General features: G+C 47.7%; 17 protein-coding genes. 4 read left to right on the forward strand and 13 right to left on the reverse strand.

Features of this window, described 5'->3' with window-relative positions; translation table 11 throughout:
• Nucleotides 1-76 precede the first annotated feature (76 nt).
• Complete coding sequence (smrA, locus tag FJ444_RS01810) at nucleotides 77-655, forward strand: DNA endonuclease SmrA (RefSeq protein WP_140956193.1); 579 nt, start codon at nucleotides 77-79, stop codon at nucleotides 653-655.
• A 45-nt stretch (nucleotides 656-700) separates the two neighbouring features.
• On the opposite strand, the gene FJ444_RS21565 is transcribed toward smrA, so the two are convergent.
• Nucleotides 701-835 (reverse strand): hypothetical protein, encoded by a 135-nt coding sequence (locus tag FJ444_RS21565; RefSeq protein ID WP_255438889.1) that lies wholly within the window; start codon nucleotides 833-835, stop codon nucleotides 701-703.
• A 179-nt stretch (nucleotides 836-1,014) separates the two neighbouring features.
• Entirely contained in the window at nucleotides 1,015-4,905 is a 3,891-nt protein-coding gene (gene purL / locus FJ444_RS01815; RefSeq protein WP_140956194.1) for a phosphoribosylformylglycinamidine synthase, read from the reverse strand.
• Nucleotides 4,906-5,110: 205 nt separating this feature from the next.
• Between purL and FJ444_RS01820 the strand changes: the two genes are divergently transcribed.
• On the forward strand, nucleotides 5,111-6,391 hold the full coding sequence (locus FJ444_RS01820) for a hypothetical protein (protein WP_140956195.1): 1,281 nt from the start codon (nucleotides 5,111-5,113) through the stop codon (nucleotides 6,389-6,391).
• Between the two features lie 308 nt (nucleotides 6,392-6,699).
• On the opposite strand, the gene tadA is transcribed toward FJ444_RS01820, so the two are convergent.
• Nucleotides 6,700-7,191 carry a tRNA adenosine(34) deaminase TadA gene (gene tadA, locus FJ444_RS01825; protein ID WP_140956196.1) on the reverse strand — a complete coding sequence of 164 codons (492 nt, stop codon included), beginning with the start codon at nucleotides 7,189-7,191 and terminating at the stop codon, nucleotides 6,700-6,702.
• A gap of 316 nt (nucleotides 7,192-7,507) precedes the next feature.
• On the opposite strand from tadA, the gene FJ444_RS01830 reads away from it, so the two are divergent.
• Complete coding sequence (locus tag FJ444_RS01830; RefSeq protein WP_140956197.1) at nucleotides 7,508-7,744, forward strand: hypothetical protein; 237 nt, start codon at nucleotides 7,508-7,510, stop codon at nucleotides 7,742-7,744.
• Here the strand turns inward: FJ444_RS01830 and FJ444_RS01835 are convergent.
• On the reverse strand, nucleotides 7,741-9,681 hold the full coding sequence (locus FJ444_RS01835) for a cation:proton antiporter (RefSeq protein WP_140956456.1): 1,941 nt from the start codon (nucleotides 9,679-9,681) through the stop codon (nucleotides 7,741-7,743). The genes FJ444_RS01830 and FJ444_RS01835 overlap by 4 nt on opposite strands.
• A 210-nt stretch (nucleotides 9,682-9,891) precedes the next feature.
• Here FJ444_RS01835 and FJ444_RS01840 point away from each other — a divergent pair, with 210 nt between their 5' ends.
• Nucleotides 9,892-10,782 carry a GGDEF domain-containing protein gene (locus FJ444_RS01840; RefSeq protein ID WP_140956198.1) on the forward strand — a complete coding sequence of 297 codons (891 nt, stop codon included), beginning with the start codon at nucleotides 9,892-9,894 and terminating at the stop codon, nucleotides 10,780-10,782.
• Nucleotides 10,783-10,873: 91 nt separating this feature from the next.
• Here FJ444_RS01840 and tilS read toward each other — a convergent pair whose 3' ends face one another.
• The 9 genes from tilS to bamA form a co-directional block, all read right to left on the reverse strand.
• Nucleotides 10,874-12,220, reverse strand: coding sequence for a tRNA lysidine(34) synthetase TilS (gene tilS, locus FJ444_RS01845; RefSeq protein WP_140956199.1), 1,347 nt, complete (start codon nucleotides 12,218-12,220; stop codon nucleotides 10,874-10,876).
• A 50-nt stretch (nucleotides 12,221-12,270) separates the two neighbouring features.
• Nucleotides 12,271-13,227: an acetyl-CoA carboxylase carboxyl transferase subunit alpha gene (gene accA / locus FJ444_RS01850; RefSeq protein ID WP_140956200.1), complete on the reverse strand. Its 957-nt coding sequence runs from the start codon at nucleotides 13,225-13,227 to the stop codon at nucleotides 12,271-12,273.
• 38 nt (nucleotides 13,228-13,265) lie between these two features.
• A complete protein-coding gene (gene dnaE / locus FJ444_RS01855) occupies nucleotides 13,266-16,730 on the reverse strand; it encodes a DNA polymerase III subunit alpha (protein ID WP_140956201.1) in 3,465 nt (1,154 codons plus the stop codon).
• Nucleotides 16,731-16,748: 18 nt separating this feature from the next.
• On the reverse strand, nucleotides 16,749-17,345 hold the full coding sequence (gene rnhB / locus FJ444_RS01860) for a ribonuclease HII (protein ID WP_140956202.1): 597 nt from the start codon (nucleotides 17,343-17,345) through the stop codon (nucleotides 16,749-16,751).
• The gene (gene lpxB / locus FJ444_RS01865; RefSeq protein ID WP_140956203.1) at nucleotides 17,338-18,492 is read right to left on the reverse strand and encodes a lipid-A-disaccharide synthase; all 1,155 of its coding nucleotides are present in this window, start codon (nucleotides 18,490-18,492) and stop codon (nucleotides 17,338-17,340) included. Before lpxB ends, rnhB begins: the two co-directional genes overlap by 8 nt.
• A 3-nt stretch (nucleotides 18,493-18,495) precedes the next feature.
• Nucleotides 18,496-19,266, reverse strand: coding sequence for an acyl-ACP--UDP-N-acetylglucosamine O-acyltransferase (gene lpxA / locus FJ444_RS01870; RefSeq protein WP_140956204.1), 771 nt, complete (start codon nucleotides 19,264-19,266; stop codon nucleotides 18,496-18,498).
• A 1-nt stretch (nucleotide 19,267) separates the two neighbouring features.
• Complete coding sequence (gene fabZ / locus FJ444_RS01875) at nucleotides 19,268-19,717, reverse strand: 3-hydroxyacyl-ACP dehydratase FabZ (protein WP_140956205.1); 450 nt, start codon at nucleotides 19,715-19,717, stop codon at nucleotides 19,268-19,270.
• A gap of 167 nt (nucleotides 19,718-19,884) precedes the next feature.
• Nucleotides 19,885-20,400 carry an OmpH family outer membrane protein gene (locus FJ444_RS01880; protein WP_140956206.1) on the reverse strand — a complete coding sequence of 172 codons (516 nt, stop codon included), beginning with the start codon at nucleotides 20,398-20,400 and terminating at the stop codon, nucleotides 19,885-19,887.
• A 40-nt stretch (nucleotides 20,401-20,440) separates the two neighbouring features.
• Nucleotides 20,441-22,915, reverse strand: a complete 2,475-nt coding sequence (gene bamA, locus FJ444_RS01885) for an outer membrane protein assembly factor BamA (RefSeq protein WP_140956207.1) — start codon at nucleotides 22,913-22,915, stop codon at nucleotides 20,441-20,443.
• Nucleotides 22,916-22,948 lie beyond the last annotated feature (33 nt).

The following is a 22,948-nucleotide window of genomic DNA, read 5'->3' on the forward strand; positions in this document are numbered from 1 at the left end:
ACCCTGACTGTTCAAGCCGGTATAGAGTGATCGGGATACCAAAGCAACCAGTATAAAGAGTAGCAAAGAGGGTGTTATGTACGATCACAGCGACGATTTTCAGGATTTTTTACAAGAATTAGGCGACGTAAAGCCAATCAAAACTGACGACCGTGTATTGCTGGACACCGCGCAGCAAAGGCTCGCCAAGCAATTGCGACGGGAGGCTCTCGCTGCGAATCAACAGCACGTAAACCCGTTTACAATGGAAAGCGTGAAGCCCGTTGACCCGCTTGATTACCTTGATTACAAAAAGCCGGGAATCCAGGATGGCGTCTATAAAAACCTGCGATTAGGTAAGTACGAAATTGAACAAAAAGTAACATTGAGCGGCTTGTCACTGCACGATGCCAGCGCGTTGCTGTACACCAGACTTACCGCTGCTCACCAACGCGGCGTGCGCACTCTACTCGTACAACACGGTAGAGGCGAACAAAGCAAACCATTTCCAGGCTTGAAAAAATCTTACGTAAATCACTGGTTACCGCAATTGGATATTGTCATTGCATTCCATACCGCACAACCACAACACGGCGGATTCGGTGCAACTTATGTATTACTGAAAAAACATCCTAATCAGAAACTGATTAACCGGGAAAAACAGGCAAAGCGATAACCTGCCGGGACTGGCCGAATTATCGTAATTATTTGATTTTATTACTTACTTTGAAGTGATTTGTTCTGCGTTGTTGATTTCACTGGATTGAGCCGAAGTAGCGAACGCCGCAGTAACGATCATAAACAATACCGCGATTGCAACACCGGTCAAACCGAAACCTTTACTCGAACGATTCATGTTCGTCTCTTATTATGCCAAGACCACTGCTAGGAGGTAGACAGCGATGATAACTCAACCCCTACAAGTCCTTGTAACCACTCAGCATTCCGTACTGATTGCACTACTTTAAAGCAGTATTGAGGGACTGGCAAGGTGTCAGGACAAAAATTTGACACCTTACCGTCATATTTTTGAAATTATTCTACAAACACACGTGCATTCCGGAAAATACGCATCCACGGTGAATCTTCTTTCCACTCATCGGCACGCCATGAATTGGCCACAGCACGGAAAACCCGCTCCGGGTGAGGCATCATGATGGTTGCGCGACCGTCCGTGCTGGTTAAGCCGGTGATCCCCATAGGCGATCCATTCGGGTTCGCAGGATACTGGGTAGCCACGTCCCCGTAGTTGTTAACAAAGCGCAGTGCCACATGCGACTGAGCCGCTTGCAAAGCGCCTTCACTGGCAAACTCTGCCCTACCTTCACCGTGTGAAACAGCAATTGGCATACGTGAACCCGCCATGCCGTCAAACAGTACAGACTTAGACTCCATCACTTCAACCATCGCCACCCGAGCCTCGAAACGCTCAGACTGATTAGTTACAAAATGCGGCCAGTGTTCGGTGCCAGGGATCAGTGACTTCAGGTTAGACAGCATCTGACAACCGTTACACACGCCCAGGCTGAAGGTATCCTTACGAGCGAAGAAAGCAGCAAATTGCTCACTGGCCAGCTCGTTAAACAGAATCGACTTAGCCCAGCCTTCACCCGCACCCAGTACGTCACCGTAAGAGAATCCGCCACACGCAGCCAGCCCTTTAAAGCTGTCCAGTGAAACGGCGCCACTCAGTACGTCACTCATGTGCACATCAATAGCAGTAAAACCAGCACGGTTAAACGCTGCCGCCATTTCAAGGTGTGAGTTAACGCCCTGCTCACGTAAAATCGCAACGCGTGGGCGAATGCCTTTAGCAATATACGGTGCAGCAACATCGTGGTTCAGGTCGTAGCTTAATTTTACATGTAAACCCGGATCAGCCGCATCCTGCTTAGCGTTGTGTTCTTGTTCTGCACAACTTGGGTTGTCACGCAGAGTCTGCATGGCAAAGGTAGTCTCTGCCCACATCGTGCGATAAGCTACGCGAGAACCAGACAATACCGCGTTACCATTACGTGTGAAGGTAACTGTGTCGTTCTGGTTAAGCTCGCCAATGACATGAGTAACAGATGCAAGATCGTGTTGTTTAAATACAGCCAACACGTCTTCCAGCGCACTTTCGCTTACCTGAATAACCGCACCCAACTCTTCGCTGTAAAGCGCAGCCAGATCATCGCTGCCAAGATCATCAAGGGCAACCGTAACACCTGTTTTGCCCGCGAACGCCATTTCTGCCACAGTGACAAACAAACCGCCGTCTGAACGGTCGTGGTAGGCTAACAATTTACCGTCTGCCAACAGTGCCTGAATAGCGTTAAAGAAATTACTAAGCAGTGCCGGAGAATCCAAATCAACCGGGGTTTTGCCTAATTGATTATAAACCTGAGCCAGGCAGCTGGCGCCCAAACGGTTTTGACCCGAGCCTAAATCCACTAGCAACAATCGGGTATCACCTTTATCGGTGCGCAGCTCAGGCGTTACCGTGCGGCGGATATCAGTTACTGCTCCAAACGCTGAAATGAGCAAAGACAATGGCGAAGTCACTGCTTTGTTATTACCCTGCTCATCCTGCCAGGCGGTCTTCATCGACATAGAGTCCTTGCCTACCGGAATGGTTAACCCCAGAGCCGGACACAATTCTTCACCCACGGCTTTTACTGCTTCATATAAACCGGCATCTTCGCCTGGATGCCCTGCTGCTGCCATCCAGTTTGCAGACAATTTAATCCGCTTCATGTCGCCAATGTGAGCAGCGGCAATGTTAGTAATCGACTCACCCACCGCTAATCGCGCAGAGGCAGCAAAATCAAGCAAAGCAACCGGCGTACGCTCACCCATTGCCATTGCTTCGCCGTGGTATGTGTCAAATGCAGAGGCAGTTACCGCAACATCAGCAACCGGAACCTGCCAGGGACCAACCATCTGATCGCGGCTCACTAAACCGGTAACACTGCGATCACCAATGGTGATCAGGAAGGTCTTCTCTGCAATCGTCGGCAAGCGCAACAGGCGCTGCGCAGCATCAGCCAGGGTAATTTCACTGCGATCCAGTTCAGGCGATGCCTGGGTAGCAGACGCCACGTCGCGATGCATTTTAGGCGGCTTGCCCAATAGTACATCCAGCGGCAAATCAATTGGCTGGTTATCGAAATGTGCGTCATTCAACAACAGATGTTGTTCCTGAGTGGCTTCACCAATAACAGCAAATGGCGCACGTTCACGCTTACAAATTGCTTCAAATACGGCAAGGTTTTCAGGTGCAACAGACAGTACGTAACGTTCCTGAGATTCATTACACCAGATTTCCAGTGGCGACATGCCCGGTTCATCAGACAGCACTTTGCGCAGTTCGAAACGACCGCCACGACCGCCATCGTTCACAAGCTCAGGCATTGCATTAGACAAACCACCCGCGCCCACGTCGTGAATAAACTGAATGGGGTTGTTGTCGCCTAACTGCCAGCACGCGTCAATGACTTCCTGACAGCGGCGTTCCATCTCTGGGTTGTCGCGCTGCACTGAGGCAAAATCCAAATCTTCGCTGGATTGTCCTGACGCCATCGAGGAGGCAGCACCACCACCAAGGCCGATATTCATCGCCGGGCCACCCAGTACAATCAGTTTGGCGCCTACCGTGATCTCGCCTTTTTCAACGTGATCCATACGGATATTACCTAAACCACCCGCCAGCATAATAGGCTTGTGGTAGCCGCGTACTTCAGTGCCGTTAAAGCTCGTCACTTCCTGTTCATACGTACGGAAATACCCCAGCAGGTTCGGACGACCAAATTCGTTGTTAAACGCGGCGCCGCCCAAAGGACCGTCAATCATGATATCCAGTGCACTGACGATACGCGACGGTTTGCCATATTCTTTTTCCCATGGACGAACGGCATCAGGCAACTTCAGGTTTGATACCGTAAAACCAACCAATCCGGCTTTTGGTTTAGAACCGCGTCCTGTTGCACCTTCATCGCGAATTTCACCACCTGAGCCTGTAGCAGCACCAGGGAATGGCGAAATAGCGGTAGGATGGTTGTGGGTTTCCACCTTCATCAGAATAGCGATGTCTTCATGGTGGTACATGTATTCGTGTGATTGTGGCTCGGGGAAGAATCGGCCAGCCTGCCAACCCTGCATTACCGCAGCATTGTCTTTATACGCCGAGAATACGTATTCGGGGCACACCTCAAAGGTATTTTTAATCATTTTAAACAGCGACTTAGGCTGTACTTCACCGTCGATGGTCCAGTCGGCGTTGAAAATTTTGTGTCGACAGTGCTCTGAGTTCGCCTGAGCAAACATGTAAAGCTCGATGTCATTAGGGTTACGGCCCAATTTCACAAAGTTTTCGTAGAGGTAGTCAATTTCGTCTTCAGCCAGCGCCAGCCCTAATGTTTGGTTTGCCGTTGCCAATGCTTCGCGGCCACTGGCCAGGATATCGACTGAATTAAATACCTTGGGCTCGGCTTTATCAAACAGTACACTCGCCGCTTCCAGTGAACCAAATACGCTTTCGGTCATGCGATCGTGAAGTTCAGCCGCAATAATCGCGCGGGTACCGGAGGACACATCGCCTTCTACTTCCACGAAATAAGCGCATCCACGCTCAATTCGTTCTATGGCAGACAAACCACAGTTGCGGGCAATGTCAGTAGCTTTGCTAGACCAGGGAGAAATGGTACCAGGACGGGGTGTTACGAAAAATAACTCGCCTTTAGCACTTTCCTGCGAGGCTGTTGGTCCATAGGTTAACAGTTTATTCAGCACTCCCTGCTCGGCATCACTAAGAGCCTGACTGGCAGATACCAGATGCACAAATTCGCTGTAAAGGTGAGTTACCTTAACGCCAGCGTTGGCTAATCGTTGAATCAGTTTTGCTGTACGAAAGTCAGATAATGCAGGTGCGCCACGTAGGACCAACATATTAAGCTACCCAAATTGTGAGAACACCCGCTGATTAAACGGTATGCAAAAAGCAGGGTTCTGGTTGTGAAGTCGTGTGGCGCGGATTATAGTGGAAAAGCTTCGCCTTGATAACCGCTAAGCCGTAATCAATGGCATATTTTTTGTCTGATTGGCAGTGCATTGCCGAATCTTAATAACACAACAGCCTGAAAGCCTGATAACAATGACATTGCACTCGATATTTTGCCGCCAGACCTGGCTTCGATTAAGCCTTATCCTATTTACTATTTTGCCTGTTGTGTTCTGTCATAACGCAAACGCCCGCACTATCCCCGACATTCTAACGTCTAATCAGCTAAGCGTTGGCGTGATAAACAGTCCGGTTGGTGGCAATATTGGGCGTACCGGCTACCAGGGTGAAAATATTGCGCTTGCGAAAGGTTTTGCTGATTATCTTGAGGTCACGCTTTTCATTCGCCACTTTTATAACCATGACGAGCTCGAACAGGCACTGCAAAACGATGAAATAGACATTGCCGCGCCGCTTTTCACCCCCGAAACACTAAACGACAAATTTGCTACCGGACCGGTTTTTCAGCACAGGCCCCAAGTCCGGTTAATGCTATCTGAACAGTCAAAGCCTTGTGTGATGGCCAGCGACATACTAAGAGATACCCCGGTTGAAACGATGTTACCCAAGCTGGTGCAGCAGCAAGAAGCCTGCGTGGTATTACCGGAGAAATGGTTGCAACCACTAACGCCACAGCCACATCTCAACATGATAACACTACCCACCTCCGACACATTGCCGCACCAGTGGCTGATCAAGCGTGAAGCAACATTACTGCGCGCTGCGCTATTTGATTTTACGCACCGAAGCCGTGTAAACGGTTCACTGGCGATTGCTCTGACTAAACCGGCTCCATTTAACGACCTGTCTGGCCCCTTACCTACGCGTCAGTTTATTGCCGACACTCAAACACATATAAGCGCTTTAAAAACCGCATTCAGCTATCCTGGGCAAACCTTTCCATGGCATTTGTTGGCGGCAATAAGTTATGCCGATCACATGCTTACCACTAAAGATAGAAATGAGGGTGCCGGTGTATTGGAACCGTTCACTTTACCACCCGCAATGGCCACTCCACTGGCATTAACCCGGCCCTATACTCAGGCTCAACTTGTGCAGGCGTTGGACACCTATCTGGCAGAATTAAGCCGGAAACTGCCCGCTAAATTGCAATTGCCAGACAAGCAAATGATCATGGTGGCAGCGTATGTACTGGGACTTGACCACCTCACTGATGCGATCTGGCTGACTCAGCAACAAGGCGCCGATCCGTTTTTATGGGCTAACGTTAAGCAGCAGGTTGCGCTGCTGCACGCTCCCAACGTTTACCAAACAACACGACACGGTTATGCCAATGGGCCCTTGGCAGTGCATTATGTCGAATGGGTAAACCACTTCTCGGATACCCTACAATTACTGGAAAATCAAAATTAATCGTGTCTGAATCCTTACTAACTGGGAACTTTTACAATTTTTCTTGACCAAACAGTCAATATGAATGACATTGTGACTTACTGAATGTCAGTTGACTTGTTTTTTTGTCACATCACCTTCATATAACTTTCGTAGCATTAACAAGTCGGTCATAGTGATCAAGTTACAAAAGCAACAGCATTTATTAAAGGAAATATTATGAAACTTAACCATCGTCGACGTTTTCAAACGCGCAAAACCAGCCAAAAGATATATCAGCGTCGCCGCCAATTTGCCACTTTCGAATTGCTGTTCCCAGCGAAAATCAACTAATCCTGTTTTTTCGCTGCCTTCTTTTCCGCTCTTCGTCGCTTAAAAAAATCTGAGATTGTTGTTGCACACTCCTGGGCTAATACGCCACCCGTAACCTCAAGCTGATGGTTGAGTGCATCGTGTCTGCACAATTGCATCACACTGCCTGCCGCACCGGTTTTATCGTCATAGGCACCAAATACTAAGCGGGATATCCTGCTGTGTACCAATGCACCCGCACACATAGAGCAAGGCTCAAGCGTGACGTAAAGGGTAGCGTCAATTACCCGATAATTTTCGCGCCGTGTCGCTGCCATACGAATGGCCTTCAGTTCCGCATGGGCAGTAGGGTCGTGATCACTGATTGGCGTGTTCCAACCTTCACCTATTACGGTATCGTTAGCAACAACCACTGCACCTACCGGAACTTCACCGGCCAGTTCGGCTTTATGGGCCAGCCCGAGGGCATAACGCATCCAGATTTCATCTTGGTTAATTTGCTCACTCATTAGCAAAATATACCTATTAGTTCGTCAATACCGCTAAAACGTTGATAATGATGATTACCAAATATCGCGATATTATACTGATTTTATTGATTTTTGTAATTTTGGCGAATAAATTGCTCTACTAGCTTTGTCATCGCATTAATCGACACATTAATTGCGCGACAGGTTTAACCAACTGGGGCCGGTTTTATTCATGCCTGACAAGCATGAAGTGAACATTTTTTATACAAAGATAAAAAGATGCCCTATTATAAAACATCGACGTTGGTATACCTATCGCGAAACGCTTTACTGGTTTAATAAAAAGGGAAAGAAAATGAGCTTTTTTACTGCAGCTGTCGCCATAGTGGCAATCGTAGCCGGTGTATTTATCACCTTGATCAAACAAAGATACCGTCATGCAGGACATGCAGAAAACGGCAAGGTTAGCGCACTTGAGGACGACATTGTGGCATTAAAAGACCGCATTGCAACGTTGGAGAAAATCGTTACCGACTCAAGTTACGATCTTAAAAAGCAATTTAAAGATCTGGAGCAGGATAAAGTAGCCTAATCCCCTTCAAGCAGATACCGCTCGGCGCGTTCAACGCGCCGTGGTTTACCTGCCACTACAATAACATCACCCGATTCGAGAACCCCTTCCCACTCAGATGGATCCCAGTCGACCGCGTCTCTGCGTACCGACTTAATTTTTACTTTGTTATTCAGTTTGTCTAATTCGACCAGCGTTTTGCCTATTGCAAAAGCGTTCGCGCCCAATACCACCGCATGCATAAACTCCAGTTTGTCTGCTGTACCATAACTAATTTCAGTCGTTTCGCCAGGATAGAATCCGTGTAAATGATCGTATCGTCCTTTACGCTCTTCCCTCACTCGCTTGAGTATGCGAGACATGGGTATACCGGCGTAGTGCATAACCTGAGAAATCAGCATTAAGCTGCCTTCCTGTAATTCCGGTACCACCTGACTGGCGCCGGCCTTATACAGTTCGTCCAGCTCAGCATCGCGATACGTCCTCACCATAACATCAATATCGTCGCGGCATTGTCTTGCAGCATCAATAACTAACTTAGCCTTTTCCGCCTCTGAAAAAGTGATTAGTACGAGTTTTGCGGTAAGTACACCTGCATTCAGTAAAATGTCTTTTTGCGTAGCATCACCAAAAATCACCGGCTCACCCGCACTGCGACTTTCGTGAACCCGTATAGGGTCAACATCCACTACAATGTAATCAACATCTTCCATATCGAGCATTCTGGCTACCGACTGCCCGACACGGCCAAATCCGCAAATCAATACGTGATGACTGATGTCTTCAGGCTCAAATACTCCCTGTTCCTGTGCCTGTAATACCCGTTTATCCGGTGAGAGCCATTGTGCAATCCCAAGACTCTTTTCAATCAGATAGGGGGTTAACGCCATACTGATCACGCCAATACACACAATTACGGAGGACTGAGTAGCGGTAATGACACCGTGAGAGTTAGCCAGAGCGGCGATTACAAAGCTAAACTCCCCCACCTGACACAGCTTAACGCCCGCAGACCAGGCATCCACTTTAGAAATAGCAAATAAACTTGCGGAGATGCGCACCAACGCCACTTTGGTTATCATCAGCAGCGTCACGCCAAGAATAATCCAATACCAGTATTCGAACAGCACACTGATTTTCAGTTGCATGCCAACAGTTGCGAAAAACAGGCCCATTAATATGTCGCGGAATGGCCGGATATCGGCTTCAAGCTGGTATTTGTACTGGCTTTCACCCAGCATCATGCCAGCCAAAAAGGCTCCTAACGCCATAGAAAGGCCAAACGCGTAGGTTAATCCACCCGCAAGCAGCGCAACCAAAATAGTGGTTAGCACAAACAATTCATCGGTACGGGTACGCGCCACCTCCCGGAATACCCAGGGCAGTAACCACTTCCCTACTGACATTAGCAAGGTAACCACTACCACGCCTTTAACCAGCGCCAGACTTAACGCCCAGGCCAAACTCGATGAATCCGCCCCCGATAACAAGGGGATCACGATAAGAAATGGCACGACCGCCATATCCTGAAACAGCAGGATACTAATAGCGAATTGCGTTCGGACATTATTTAAAATGCCCATTTCGGTAACCTGTTTAATCACGATTGCGGTTGAACTGAGAGCCAACATCCCGCCCATAACAATGGCTGCAGATACAGACACTTCCGTAACCAGAAAGACCACCAATGAACCCAATACCGTGGTAGTGAGCATTTGCAACAGGCCGGCACCAAACACCAAAGATCGCATAGCCAGGAGTTTGGGCAAAGAAAACTCCAGACCCAGTGAAAACAACAAAAATACAATGCCCACTTCGGCGAGAAGATGCATTTCTTCAGGATGTGCAAACAGCGAAATACCGCTGGGTCCGGCAATCACGCCGGCAAACAGATAGGCAAGAATCGGCGGCAGATGGATGCGTTTGAACAAGGCAACACTTACCACTGCAATCAGCATGAGTAAGACGATTTGTACAAAACTGTTATCTACCACTCTTTACTCCTTCGAATCGGGTAACCCGTCAAAAATAAACTAGGCATGTGTTTTGCAGAACTATCCATAAGATTAATCAAAGCACAGTTTGGCAGATTTCACGACAAAATTTTGTCATCCCGTTTTGATTAGTCCATACATCAACGCGTTAAGGGGCATTGTGTGGATATATCAATGATACAGTTTGAAACTAGTGCAGATAGTGCATTTTCGCCCATTACGGAGCGGGAAATATTATCCTCGGATCAAATTAACAGTGTATTGAGTCAGCTCACATCAACCATTGAATTATCTACACTGGGTTCACTCTATTTTACACAGTTGGCAGCATTTCTACCGGTCGAAAGTCTGGATTTAAGCGAATTCGGTGATGCAATGCGCTTTGGCCTGCGCCCACGGGAAAATCTTGAAACAATCTCATTGCCGGTTTCCACCATAAAATTTGGTGAGAGTAAGTCAACTGCCTATATACGCTATCAGTTTAGTGAGATGATTGCGCCAGCGCAGCGTCGTATCCTGGCGAATTTGCATCATATTTTTATCCGTCCACTTGGACATGCGCTTGAGTTTCGTCGTCTGAAGTTAATGGCAACCAAAGATCCATTAACCAATTTAGGCAACCGTAATGGTTTTAACGAAGCGGCCCAGCGTCTGATTAATCGACACATTCGGACAAACCAAATATTTGGCCTGCTAGTGGTTGATTTAGATAACTTTAAGCAAGTTAATGACTGCTATGGTCATCAGCAGGGAGACCGGGTATTACAGGAAACCGCGCATAATCTTATCGACAGTATTCGCGGACACGAAGAAGCATTCAGATTTGGTGGTGACGAATTTTGTTGCCTGCTGGATGTATCCTGCAGTCAGGAATTAAATACGGTTGCACAGCGCATTCAACGCGCCATGCACTCCCATCCATTACTCACCAGCCATGGCGTGACATCCAGTATCGGGGGCTCGTTATTTAAAGCAGGAGATAGTCTGGAAATGCTATTCGAGCGTGCCGATAGAGCGCTTTATGAAGCCAAAGACGGCGGCAAAGATACTTATCAGGCGGCATAACAACGCAGGCCAAAACGGCAATGAATTGCCCTAAGGGATTGCCCTAAGGGATTGCCCTCAGGGATTGCCCTAAGGGATTGCACTCTGATAGTTAGTCGATACGCAAACTAAGCGTTTGCGCTTCCCCTTCACTCAATATTATGACTTGCCTGCCAGCGGGGATAAGTAAGGCCAGCGGCACACTGTCATCGCGAATCAATAATAGCTCTGTACGCTGCCAGGGCGGCATATTCCACAACTTACACCATTGTTTAAGTGGTTTGTGATGTCGTTCACCAACCGGCTTTACCGAGGTGGTCAATGCCGCTGATTCAACAGTAATGTGATTAGGATGATTCACATGCAGTAACTGGCAGTGCTCCATAGCGCTGGCCGATAACAACAACCGCATTCCGCCTATCGATAACGCCTCGTTTTGTTTTAGCAAAGAAGGTGTTATAGGTGCATCCGAAACTGTTGCACTGCTGGATTTGACTAAGTGTAAGTTTTCCCGAAACCGGCGCACACTGTAGTTACCCAAAATCACCTCGGGTTGACGGTCGGCGCTGGCATACTGGATATTAATAATTTGCTCAACCTGCGCTGCACTGGGCAGCGGTGCATCGTGCTTTTCAATCCATCGGCGGATCAAAGCCTGTTGCCAACCCTTGGAATACAACGCTAATCCATTGAGTTGCAGGCTGCCATCAGTTGATACTAAAGATGCCAAGCGTTCATCGCACACTTCTTCCAACAGTTGCTGTTGCGATGCGCAAAGTGTAGCACTGCGACTCAACGTTTGACTAAACCCAGGCCAACGTTGCTGTATCGCCGGTAAAATGGTATTGCGTAAAAAATTGCGATCATAGCGAATATCGGCATTAGACTCGTCGGTTACCCAGGATAATCCGTTATCTCTTGCATATTGCTCTATCTCAACTCTGGCCACCGCCAGAAGCGGCCGCCAGATGTGTACGTCCTGTTGTTTACTGCAGACGGCCATGCCGGAAAGCCCCTTGGGACCGGCGCCGCGTTTTAATTGCAACAACACGGTTTCAGCCTGATCATCACAGTGATGTGCTGTGAGCACGGCAGCCTGGTATGCTTTTGCCATTGCAAATAACGCTTGGTAACGCTTTTCGCGAGCTGTTGCCTCCAGGCTGGTTCGCGGCGCTTTTTCCACCCTTACACAGGCACTTTGAAAACTTACGTCCCACAACGTACACAACGTTTCGCAGAATGTTTGCCACTCAGCCGCATTAGCGCTGATACCGTGATTCACATGCATCGCAACCAAAGGGGGCAATTGCAACAGATGTTGATTGCGCAAAGTCACCAACGCATGCAGCAATACTACGGAATCCACACCCCCACTCAGCCCTATAAGCAAAGCGTCGGGAGTATGTTCACGTAACCGCTCGGTTAACGACTGTTTAAGACTTGATAGTAAAGATGTCATGCAATAAAAAAGGAGCCTATTGGCTCCTTTAACTGATTCTCAATAATAACTTAGCAATAGCCAAAGGACATGATGCGATCATATCGTTCGCTCATCAGTTTATCCAGCGGCAATGACTGCAACTGGCTAAGCTGTTGTTTAAGTGTAGCTTTCAGATTGGCTGCCATACTGGCGTGATCGCGATGTGCACCACCTAGCGGCTCATTTACGATGGCATTGATCAAACCGAGTTCTTTAATTTGCTGTGCACTTACACCCATGGCTTCAGCTGCCAACGGTGCTTTATCGGCGCTCTTCCAAAGAATTGACGCACAACCTTCTGGCGAAATGACCGAGTAGGTGCTGTATTGCAACATGTTAACCCGGTCGCCCACACCGATGGCCAACGCGCCACCCGAGCCGCCTTCTCCAATAACCGTACAAATAATTGGCACTTTCAGTTCAGCCATTTCTTTGAGGTTACGGGCAATGGCTTCACTCTGGCCGCGCTCTTCTGCGCCAACACCAGGATAGGCTCCGGGCGTGTCAATCAGCGTAATAATAGGCAGATTAAAACGTTCAGCCATTTTCATTAAACGCAGTGCTTTACGATAGCCCTCTGGTTTAGGCATACCAAAGTTACGTTTGATTTTTTCTGGTACATCACGGCCTTTTTGATGGCCAATGATCATCACAGCCTGATCGTCCAGCTTAGCCAATCCGCCAACAATGGCTTTGTCGTCGGCAAATGCACGGTCGCCCGCCAATTCGTCGAACTCTTCAAACGCGTGCTTAATATAGTCTTGCGTGTAAGGGCGCATGGGGTGACGAGCCAACTGCGAAATCTGCCAGGCACCTAAATTTGCAAATATCTTACCGGTCAGATCGGCGCTTTTATTGCGCAAGCGGGTGATCTCTTCTTCGATCCCCACATCAAACTCACCACTTTGATTTACCAGCCTTAGCTCTTCTATTTTTGCTTCTAGTTCGGCGATTGGCTGTTCAAAATCCAAAAACTGTATACTCATTACTTGTCCTATCTTTACTTCCGGGCAAATTCACTGTGTTAATGAAAAGTCAGTTTCACTGCCTGTTCACCCAAACACTGTTTCAACTCGTGCAACAACTGATCTTCGGGTGTGATGTACCAGTGTGCACCGCACTTAAGGGAAACTGCAACATCTGGATGTAAAATATCTAATTGTACCGGACAACTTCCGCCGGAATAAGTTTGCAAAATTGATTGCAGTGACGCTAACTTATCAGGTTTACACCATTGCGTATCAACTTGCAATGCCAGTGCCCGCGCGTTTTTCTCGCGAGCCTGCACAATGTCCATTGCATCTCGGGCGGAGATTGTATTGCCACCCGAGAAATCATCAAAGCTGACCTGTCCTTTGATCAGCAGAATGCGGTCTGGTTCCAGTATGGATTCGAATTGTTCATACATATCCGGGAAGAATCGAACATCCATACGCGCACTTTTGTCATCGAGCGTTACAATGGCCCAGCGACGACCTTTTTTATTGGTCATTACCCGTACACCTAACACCAATCCAACGGCGGTGCTCATTTGATCTTTAGGGGTAGGTTTAAGATCGACCAGTCGCCCATCAATGTAATTTCGAATCTCTTCTGCATATTGATTTATGGGGTGTCCGGTTAAATACAAGCCCAATGTTTCTTTTTCCCCGTCTAACCACACTTTTTCCGGCCATTTCGGCACATCAGCAAATGCCTGTTCTACTTGTTCTGGCTCGGTGGTTAACAGCCCAAACATATCAGACTGGCCAAACGACTCCGCTTTTGCGTGTTGATCTGCGGCGGCAATGGCCTCAGGCAACGTTGCCATAAGGGCCGCGCGATGTGGGCCGAGATTGTCCATTGCACCAGAGAGTACCAGCTTTTCCAGTACCCGCTTATTTACTCGCTTTAAGTCCACTTTGGCGCAGAAATCAAATAAATCTGAAAACGCGCCATGGGTTTCACGGGCTTCTATAATCGCTTCTATTGGGCCTTCACCCACGCCTTTAATAGCGCCAATACCGTACACAATACGGCCTTCAGCATCTACGGTAAATTTATAGCGGCCTTTGTTCAGGTCAGGCGGCAGAATTTCAAGACCCATTCGACCTACTTCATCCACCAGCGTAACAATTTTGTCGGTGTTATCCATATCTGCCGACATTACCGCGGCCATAAATTCAGCCGGGTAATGTACTTTAAGCCACAGAGTCTGATACGACACCAGGGCGTATGCAGCAGAGTGCGATTTGTTGAATCCGTACCCAGCGAATTTTTCTACCAGGTCAAATATTTTCATTGCCAGGTCAGGGTCAATGTTATTGTTCTTTGCACCATCCTGAAAGGTTGAACGCTGCTTGGCCATTTCTTCGGGTTTCTTCTTACCCATTGCACGACGCAACAAGTCAGCGCCACCCAGACTGTATCCGGACATTTCCTGAGCAATCTGCATTACCTGTTCCTGATACAGGATAATGCCGTAGGTTGGCTCCAGGATTTCTTGTAAACACTCGTGTTGATATTCTGCATCCGGGTAGGAAATCTCTTCACGGCCGTGCTTACGGTCTATAAAGTTATCAACCATGCCCGATTGCAACGGCCCTGGGCGGAACAATGCCACCAATGCGATAATATCTTCAAAACAGTCAGGTTTGAGTCGCTTAATCAGCTCCTTCATCCCTCGCGATTCTAACTGGAATACCGCTGTTGTTTCTGCGGCTTGCAGTGAACGGAAACTCTTTTTATCGTCTAGTGGAATGGCGGCGATATCGACGTGTTTACCCTGCCCTTCCTTAATCATATCGAGCGCCCACTGAATAATCGTGAGTGTTCGCAGACCCAAGAAGTCAAACTTAACTAACCCGGCAGTTTCGACGTCGTTTTTATCAAACTGCGTTACCGGGTTTTTACCTTCATCATCGCAATACAAAGGTGCAAAGTCGGTGATTTTGGTGGGTGCAATTACCACGCCCCCGGCATGCTTTCCCGCGTTACGGGTAACGCCTTCCAGAATGCGCGCCATGTCGATGAGCTCGCGTACATCCTCGTCCTGATCATATAACTCAGGTAAACGTGGCTCGGCCTCAAAGGCTTTCTTCAGGGTCATACCCGGATCAGGCGGGATCAGTTTAGATATGCGATCAACAAAGCCATAGGGATGACCAAGCACACGGCCCACGTCACGCACAACCGCTTTCGCAGCCATGGTTCCGAAGGTGATAATTTGAGACACCGCGTCACGTCCATATAACTCAGCAACGTGGTCGATTACTTCATCGCGACGATCCATACAGAAGTCAACGTCGAAGTCGGGCATGGATACCCGCTCAGGGTTCAGGAACCGTTCGAAAAGCAGGTCGAATTCAAGTGGATCAAGATCGGTAATTTTCAGCGCATATGCCACTAAAGAACCCGCACCGGAGCCCCGTCCTGGCCCTACAGGAATATTGTTGTCCTTACTCCACTGAATAAATTCCATTACGATAAGGAAGTAACCCGGGAACCCCATCTGGTTAATCACCCCAAGCTCTATATCCAAACGCTCATCGTATTCAGGACGACGCTTTAACCGCTCTTCTTCATCGGGGAACAAAAACTCAAGGCGCTCTTCCAGCCCTTCTTTTGATACCTTTACCAGAAAATCTTCAGTGGTCATGCCGCCGGTAGGAAACTGCGGCAGGAAGTACTCGCCTAAGCGCACTGTTACGTTGCAACGCTTGGCGATTTCCACGGTATTGGCTAAGGCTTCAGGAATGTCTTCGAACAGTTCTGCCATTTCATCGGCACTGCGCAGATATTGCTGCTCGCTGTAAAGCTTGGGACGACGTTTATCGTCAAGGGTAAAACCATCGTGAATACTTACGCGTATTTCGTGGGCATCGAATCCAGCTTCATCAATAAAACACACTTCGTTAGTGGCAACCACAGGCAAATCAGCAGATTCAGCCAATGCTACCGCACGGTGATTATAATCTTCCTCACCACGGCGACCCGTTCGCATAAGTTCAAGATAAAAGCGATCAGCAAAATGCGTTTGATAGAACGCCAGATTATCTTCCAGCATGCGTGGATTGTTTTTCGCCAGACACAAGCCAATATCGCCGCGCATCGCTCCCGACAGTATAATCACACCCTCGGCGTGTTCTGCCAACCAGTCTTTGTCGATAACCGCGCGCTGCGCAACCTGTCCGCGTAAATAGGCTTTAGAGATCAACAGGGTAACGTTTTTATACCCTTCGTTATTCATTGCCAACAGGGTCAAGCGGAAAGGCTCTTCGTTAAAATCTTCGCTTTGTACCCAAAAATCACAACCAATAATGGGCTTAATACCGCGGGAATGTGACTCAGAATAAAACTTAACCAGGCCACACATGTTCATTTGATCGGTAATCGCTACGGCAGGCATACCCAGCGCCTGAACTTTATCCAGGATAGGTTTCACCTTATTCAGGCCGTCCATCATCGAGAAATCAGAATGGACGCGTAAATGAACAAAATTCACTGACATAGTTGTGGTGTACCTTTACTACTTGGCGGCTGAATCTGACCCGGCCAGCACGGCTTGCACGGGTTTAAAACTCTTGCGATAACAAGATAATACACCGTATTGGGCAATGGCTTCAAAATGCGCTTTGGTTGGATACCCTTTGTGCGCAGCAAAACCGTATTCCGGGTGTAGTTTGTCCAGTGCAATCATATCATCATCGCGGGCAACTTTGGCTATTATCGATGCGGCTGAAATTTCTGCATGCTTGCTATCGCCTTTCACCACCGCTTCGCCAGCGTATTGCCATTTTGGCAACCGGTTGCCGTCGACCCGCACAAATTCAGGGGTAATTATGAGCCCTTCTACCGCTCTAACCATGGCAAGCATGGTAGCATGCAGAATATTCAGGCGGTCGATTTCTTCCGGGGTTGCACGTCCAATCGACCAAGCCAGGGCATGCTGCTTAATCTGCTCGGCCAGCATATTGCGCTTTTTCTCACTGAGCTTTTTTGAATCAGCCAGACCTTCAATAGGGTGCTTGGGATCAAGAATAACCGCAGCAGTCACCACATCGCCAACCAGCGGCCCGCGTCCTACCTCATCTACACCAGCTATATAGACGTATTCATTACTCATTGATTACCTCAATAACCGCATCGGCAGCCCGCTCATCGGCATTCTGCTTTAATGATTTGTGTAAACGGGTAAACGACGCCACAAGCTCTGTGGTATCGGTAGAAAACAATGAAATCAACTCCTGGCTTAATCGCTCAGAATTCACGTCTTCCTGCAATAACTCCGGTATTAACTGTTCATCAGCCAGAATATTTGGTAATGCAAAATACTTTGGCTTGTACATGCGTTTCATCATTTTATGTGTGAGCCACGACAATAAATAGGCAGCTACCATGGGTCGCTTACACAGCATGGCTTCAAGTGTGGCGGTTCCTGACGCCAGTAATATAACATCACTGGCAATCATCGCCTCTCGGGACTTTCCTTCCAGTAAAACGACGCGTTTATCGTTTAACCAGGCCGGCAAATTGTCCTGCAAATATTCGTGAATTTGCTGCGTTCGCGCCTGATTCGCAGCAGGGATCACAATTTGGCAATCGGGCATTTTCTGCCACAATTTCTCTACCGTTTGCGTGAATACAGGTAACAGTTTGGCCACTTCGCCACGTCGACTACCCGGTAGTAATGCCAGGCACGGTTCTTGAACAGCCAGTTTTAATGTTTTTCGGGCCTGAGCCTGATCAGGCGCGATAGGAATGATATCCGCCATGGTGTGGCCAACAAAGGTATAGGGAATCTGGTACTTATCGTAAACCTGATGTTCAAAGGGAAAAATGCCAAGCACTCGGTTGGTGGCTTTGGCAATCTTAAATATGCGCTTCTCACGCCATGCCCACACCGTAGGACTGACATAGTGGACGGTTTTGATCCCCTTGGCTTTTAGCGCCTTTTCAACACGCAGATTAAAATCAGGTGCATCCACGCCAATATAGACATCTGGCGGATGTTTAACGAAGTGCTCAACCAGTGCATTTTTAACATGAAGAATGCGGCGAATGCTGGACAGTACTTCCACCAGTCCCATCACAGACAGTATTTCAATGTCAAACAGGCTGGTGCAGCCCGCAGCCTGCATATGTGGCCCGGCTATGCCTTCAAAAATGGCATCAGGGTAACGTAGTTTCAGCGCGCGGATCATCCCCGCGGCGAGAACATCTCCTGATGCCTCGCCAGCGACGACCGCTATCCGTAACGGTTCAGGAGACATGAACTAGCGAACTATACCGCGCTCAGCGCCAGCTAAAAAGGTAATTAACATACCGATTTCCGGGCATTCGCCGGTCATTTCAGTTAACTTTTTAATCGCCTCTTCCAGCGTATTGTTGTCGCGGTAAATCACTTTATAAGCCCGTTTAATCGACATGATTGTTTCAGAGCTAAAGCCGCGACGTTTGAGACCTTCAGAGTTTATGCCCTGAGGAATGTGCTTGGTGCCACTTACCATTACAAATGGAGGCACATCACGCAATACAATTGCGCCACCGCCCATAAAGGAATGAGCCCCAATCTTACAGAATTGGTGTACCGCTGTGGTACCGCCTAAAATGGCATAATCGCCAATTTCAACGTGTCCGGCCACCGCGACATTATTTGCCAGGATGGCGTTATCACCAATTTTACAGTCATGCGCAACGTGGGCGTTAACCATCAGCAAATTGTTCGAGCCAATGCGGGTTACACCTTCGTCCTGAATGGTTCCGCGATGAACAGTCACACCTTCGCGAAAAATGTTATTGTCGCCAACAATCAGTTCTGTGCGTTCACCAGCGTATTTTTTATCCTGACAGTCTTCACCTATAGAGCAAAACTGGTAGAAGTGGTTTCCCCGACCTATGCGGCTGGGGCCTTTTATCACTACATGCGATTCGACCCGGCAATCATCGCCAAGCACGACATCGTCTCCCACAATCGAAAATGGACCAATTGATACGTTCTTACCAATTTTCGCATTGGGTGAGATCACTGCAGTTGAATGAATCACGTTATTGTTTCTCTCTCATTGCACACATAAATTCTGCGCTACAGGCTTCTTCGCCATTCACACTGGCCACACCGCTAAATTTCCAGATACCTCGGCGCTCTTTTACCAGGCATACTTCAAAATCCAGTCTGTCACCGGGTGTTACCGGCCGCTTAAAGCGCGCGTTATCAATACCCGCATACAAGTATAGCTTATCGTTTTTACCTACGGTTTTAAAACCCAGAATGCCGGCCGCTTGTGCCATGGCTTCTAAAATTAACACGCCTGGAAAAATGGGATAATCCGGAAAATGACCGGTAAAACACGGCTCGTTCAGGGTGATATTTTTATATGCTTTAATGCTAACGCCCAGCTCGTAATCTGTTACGCGGTCAATTAGCAAAAACGGGTACCGATGCGGTAATAAATCCATGATTTCACGGATTTCAATAATATTAAGTGAACTGGCCAAACACTCTCTCCTTTGACACTATATTAGCAGCACGCGTCCTCAACGGTGTTTTGCTGCTATGACTTCATCTGGGCCGCAACCTTACGCGCTAATCACTTAAAAACAAATCAGACCAACACGTATGTATTGGTCTGATTTGCAAAGTTTATCGATGAAGTAAATCAGAATTACTTGATCTTGCTAACCTGATCTAACACTTTCTGAGACATGTCATGGCTTGCATCAACGTAAACTATAGCAGGTGCATCCAGCACAATGTCATAGCCTTCTTTTGCAGCAACTGCGTCGATAGCCTGTTTGATCAAGGCTAGTAGCTTATTGCGCTCTTCATTTTGACGGCGTTGAATATTCTGTTGCAGAGGCTGAACTTTCTGGCTCAGTTGCTCACGTACTGAAAGGATTTTGTCTTCCAGTTCTTTCTTTTCCTGCGCACTCATGGTAGCCGCATCGCGTTGCAGTTTCTCGGTATAGAGCTGGCCGTCGCGTTGCAACAGGTTCACTTCATCCACCTGAGCCTTGAATTCCATTTGAATGGCATTCTGAATCTCGGCAGCCTGTGGCAGCGACTGGAAGATATCCTGCACACTTACCACACCAATTTTCTGCTCCGCCATTGCTGCAGTACTAACCATTGCGCTACCTAACATAGCCGATGCGATTGCGTATTTTGCCAACTTGTTCAAAGGGTGCTCCTTTTGTGTTCTGGTCTATGCCAGCTTAATTTTAAAATGTTTGACCGATATTAAATGTGAAGAATTTAGCGTCATCACCGTCGCGTTCTTTAAGTGCTTTGGAGAAACTAAATACCATTGGTCCCATTGGTGAAATCCATTGTACCGAAATGCCGGCAGAACTTCTAAATAATGTCCAGTCGGAGAAATCCAGCAATTCATTCGCGCCGGCATTATTTAATCTTGAGTATTCCTCATAGTCAAATTCTGTATCCCAAACGTTACCCACGTCTACGAACATACTGGTTCTCACTGAGTTTGAAGAATCTTCTTCCACAAACGGCGTAGGAACGATTAACTCAATACCACCCAGCGCCATGGCGTTACCACCAAGACTTCTGCGCGATAACACATATGAGTCGTTAGACGGATCACCTGGCACTACCGTACCGTCCGGCAGAGTAACAGAGTTCTGGCTACTGGTACGTTGAATACCACGTGGACCAACCGTGTTGTTTTCAAAACCACGCAGTGTATCTGCACCACCGGCCGTGAAGTTTTCGTTAAACGGCAGAATTTGATCGCTGCCGTTAATATCACCATAACCGTTACCATAACCCAAACGCAGCTTGGTTAAGAACGACCAGCGCTGGTCGCGGGATACCGGGAAGTAGAATCGCGCATCATACACCGTTTTAAAGTAATTCACGTCGGAATTTGGTGTTGTAATACTGAAAGACGCACGCTGCGATGAACCTGCTGTAGGGAATAAACCCCGGTTCAGCGTACTTCTACTCCAGGCGATAGACGCCTGCAAACTGGTGTATTCAATAGGCGCATCCGGATCGTCTTCGTTGGTAAACTGTTCATAAAAACGGTTTGTCTGTTCATAATAACCGCGGTTAGACAGTTCTACGTCAGAGTAGGTTAATCCGAAGCTGACACGGTTAAATTCGTCAATTGGATAGCCAATTGTGCCGCCAATCGACCAGCGCTTGGAGTTATACTGAATAACGTTAAAGCTGGAGCCGTCGAACTCACTGTAAGCAACGGTTCCACCCAGGCTGATACCATCAATAGTGAAAAACGGATCGGTATAAGACAACTGCGCCTGTTTCTGGTAGGACACCGTACTTAAATTCACGCCGATTTGTTTACCGGTACCCAGGAAGTTATCCTGCTGAATACCTGCCTGTAAACCCAGCTTGGTTTGGTCACCGTAGCTGATACCTGCGTTGAACGAGCCGGACGGCTGTTCTTTTACGTTAAACTCAACATCAACCTGGTCGTCCTTACCTGGAATACGTACGGTTTCGAACTCAACGTCTTCCATGTAAGTTAAGCGCGACATGCTGTTTTTAGATGTTTCCAGCATGGAGTTAGACAGCCAGGTACCTTCCATTTGCACTACGTTTTGACGCAATACCTCGTCGGCGGTAATGGTATTGCCGTTAAAATTAATCCGGCGAACATAAATACGCTTACCCGGATCAACGCGCAGCGTCAGTTTAACCGTTTTATCTTCGTCGTTGATTTCCGGCACCGTGGTAACGGTAGGATAGGCATAGCCAAAGCGGCCCAGGTATTTACTGATGTATTCTTCGGTATAGGTAACTTCAGCCTGGCTGTACAATTCACCAGGTGTAAGAGGTAGTACTTGTTCAATAAAATCTTCATGACCAAGCAAATCACCTACCAGCTCCACGCCCGAAATAGTGTATTGCTCACCTTCGGTAATATTCAGTGAAATATAGATACCGTCTTTCTCGGGTGACATAGCAACCTGAGTCGATTCCACATTGAAGCGCAGGTAGCCGCGGTCCATGTAAAAGTTACGCAGGGTTTCCATGTCGCCTTGCAGGGTTTGCTGCTGGTAGCGCGTTTCCGACAGGAAATCATACCAGGCGGTGTTGTACTGCAATTCGAAATCTTCAAGCAACTCTGTGTCGCTAAAAATGTCATTGCCCACAATGTTGATTTGCTTAATTTCAGCTGCGTCACCTTCTTCAAACAACAGCTTTAAATCCACGCGGTTACGGGGCAGCGGCGTTACGATAGCAGTGACATCTGCATTGTACTTACCAATACTGTAGAAAAAATCCTTAAGACCGTTTTCAATTGAGGTGAGTACTGTCTTATCAAGCGGTTCACCTACGCGGATGTTATTGCCATCCAGGCTTTCCTGTAGCTGTTCGTCTTTAATATCATCATTGCCTTCAAAGATGATATTACTGATAGTTGGACGCTCAGCAACACGAATAACTAACGTGTTACCATCGCGCATAACCGCTATATTTTCAAAGTGAGTGGATGAATACAGCGAACGAATAAGTTGCGTAATACGAAACGCATTAAGCTCGTCGCCTTTCTGAACCGGGATATAAGTAAGCGCGGCACCTAACGCCACCCGCTGTAATCCTTCTACCCGAATATCTTCAACTACAAATTCGCTATTGCTTGATGCAGCGTTCGCTAAGCTAGCACTGGAGTACAAGATTCCGGCTACAACTAACTGATTAAACTTCATCTATTCTTTTTCTTCCTGCTGCGTTCGCGTTTT

It is taken from the genome of Aestuariibacter sp. GS-14 (assembly GCF_006494365.1).
GTDB classification, from domain to species: domain Bacteria; phylum Pseudomonadota; class Gammaproteobacteria; order Enterobacterales; family Alteromonadaceae; genus Alteromonas; species Alteromonas mangrovi.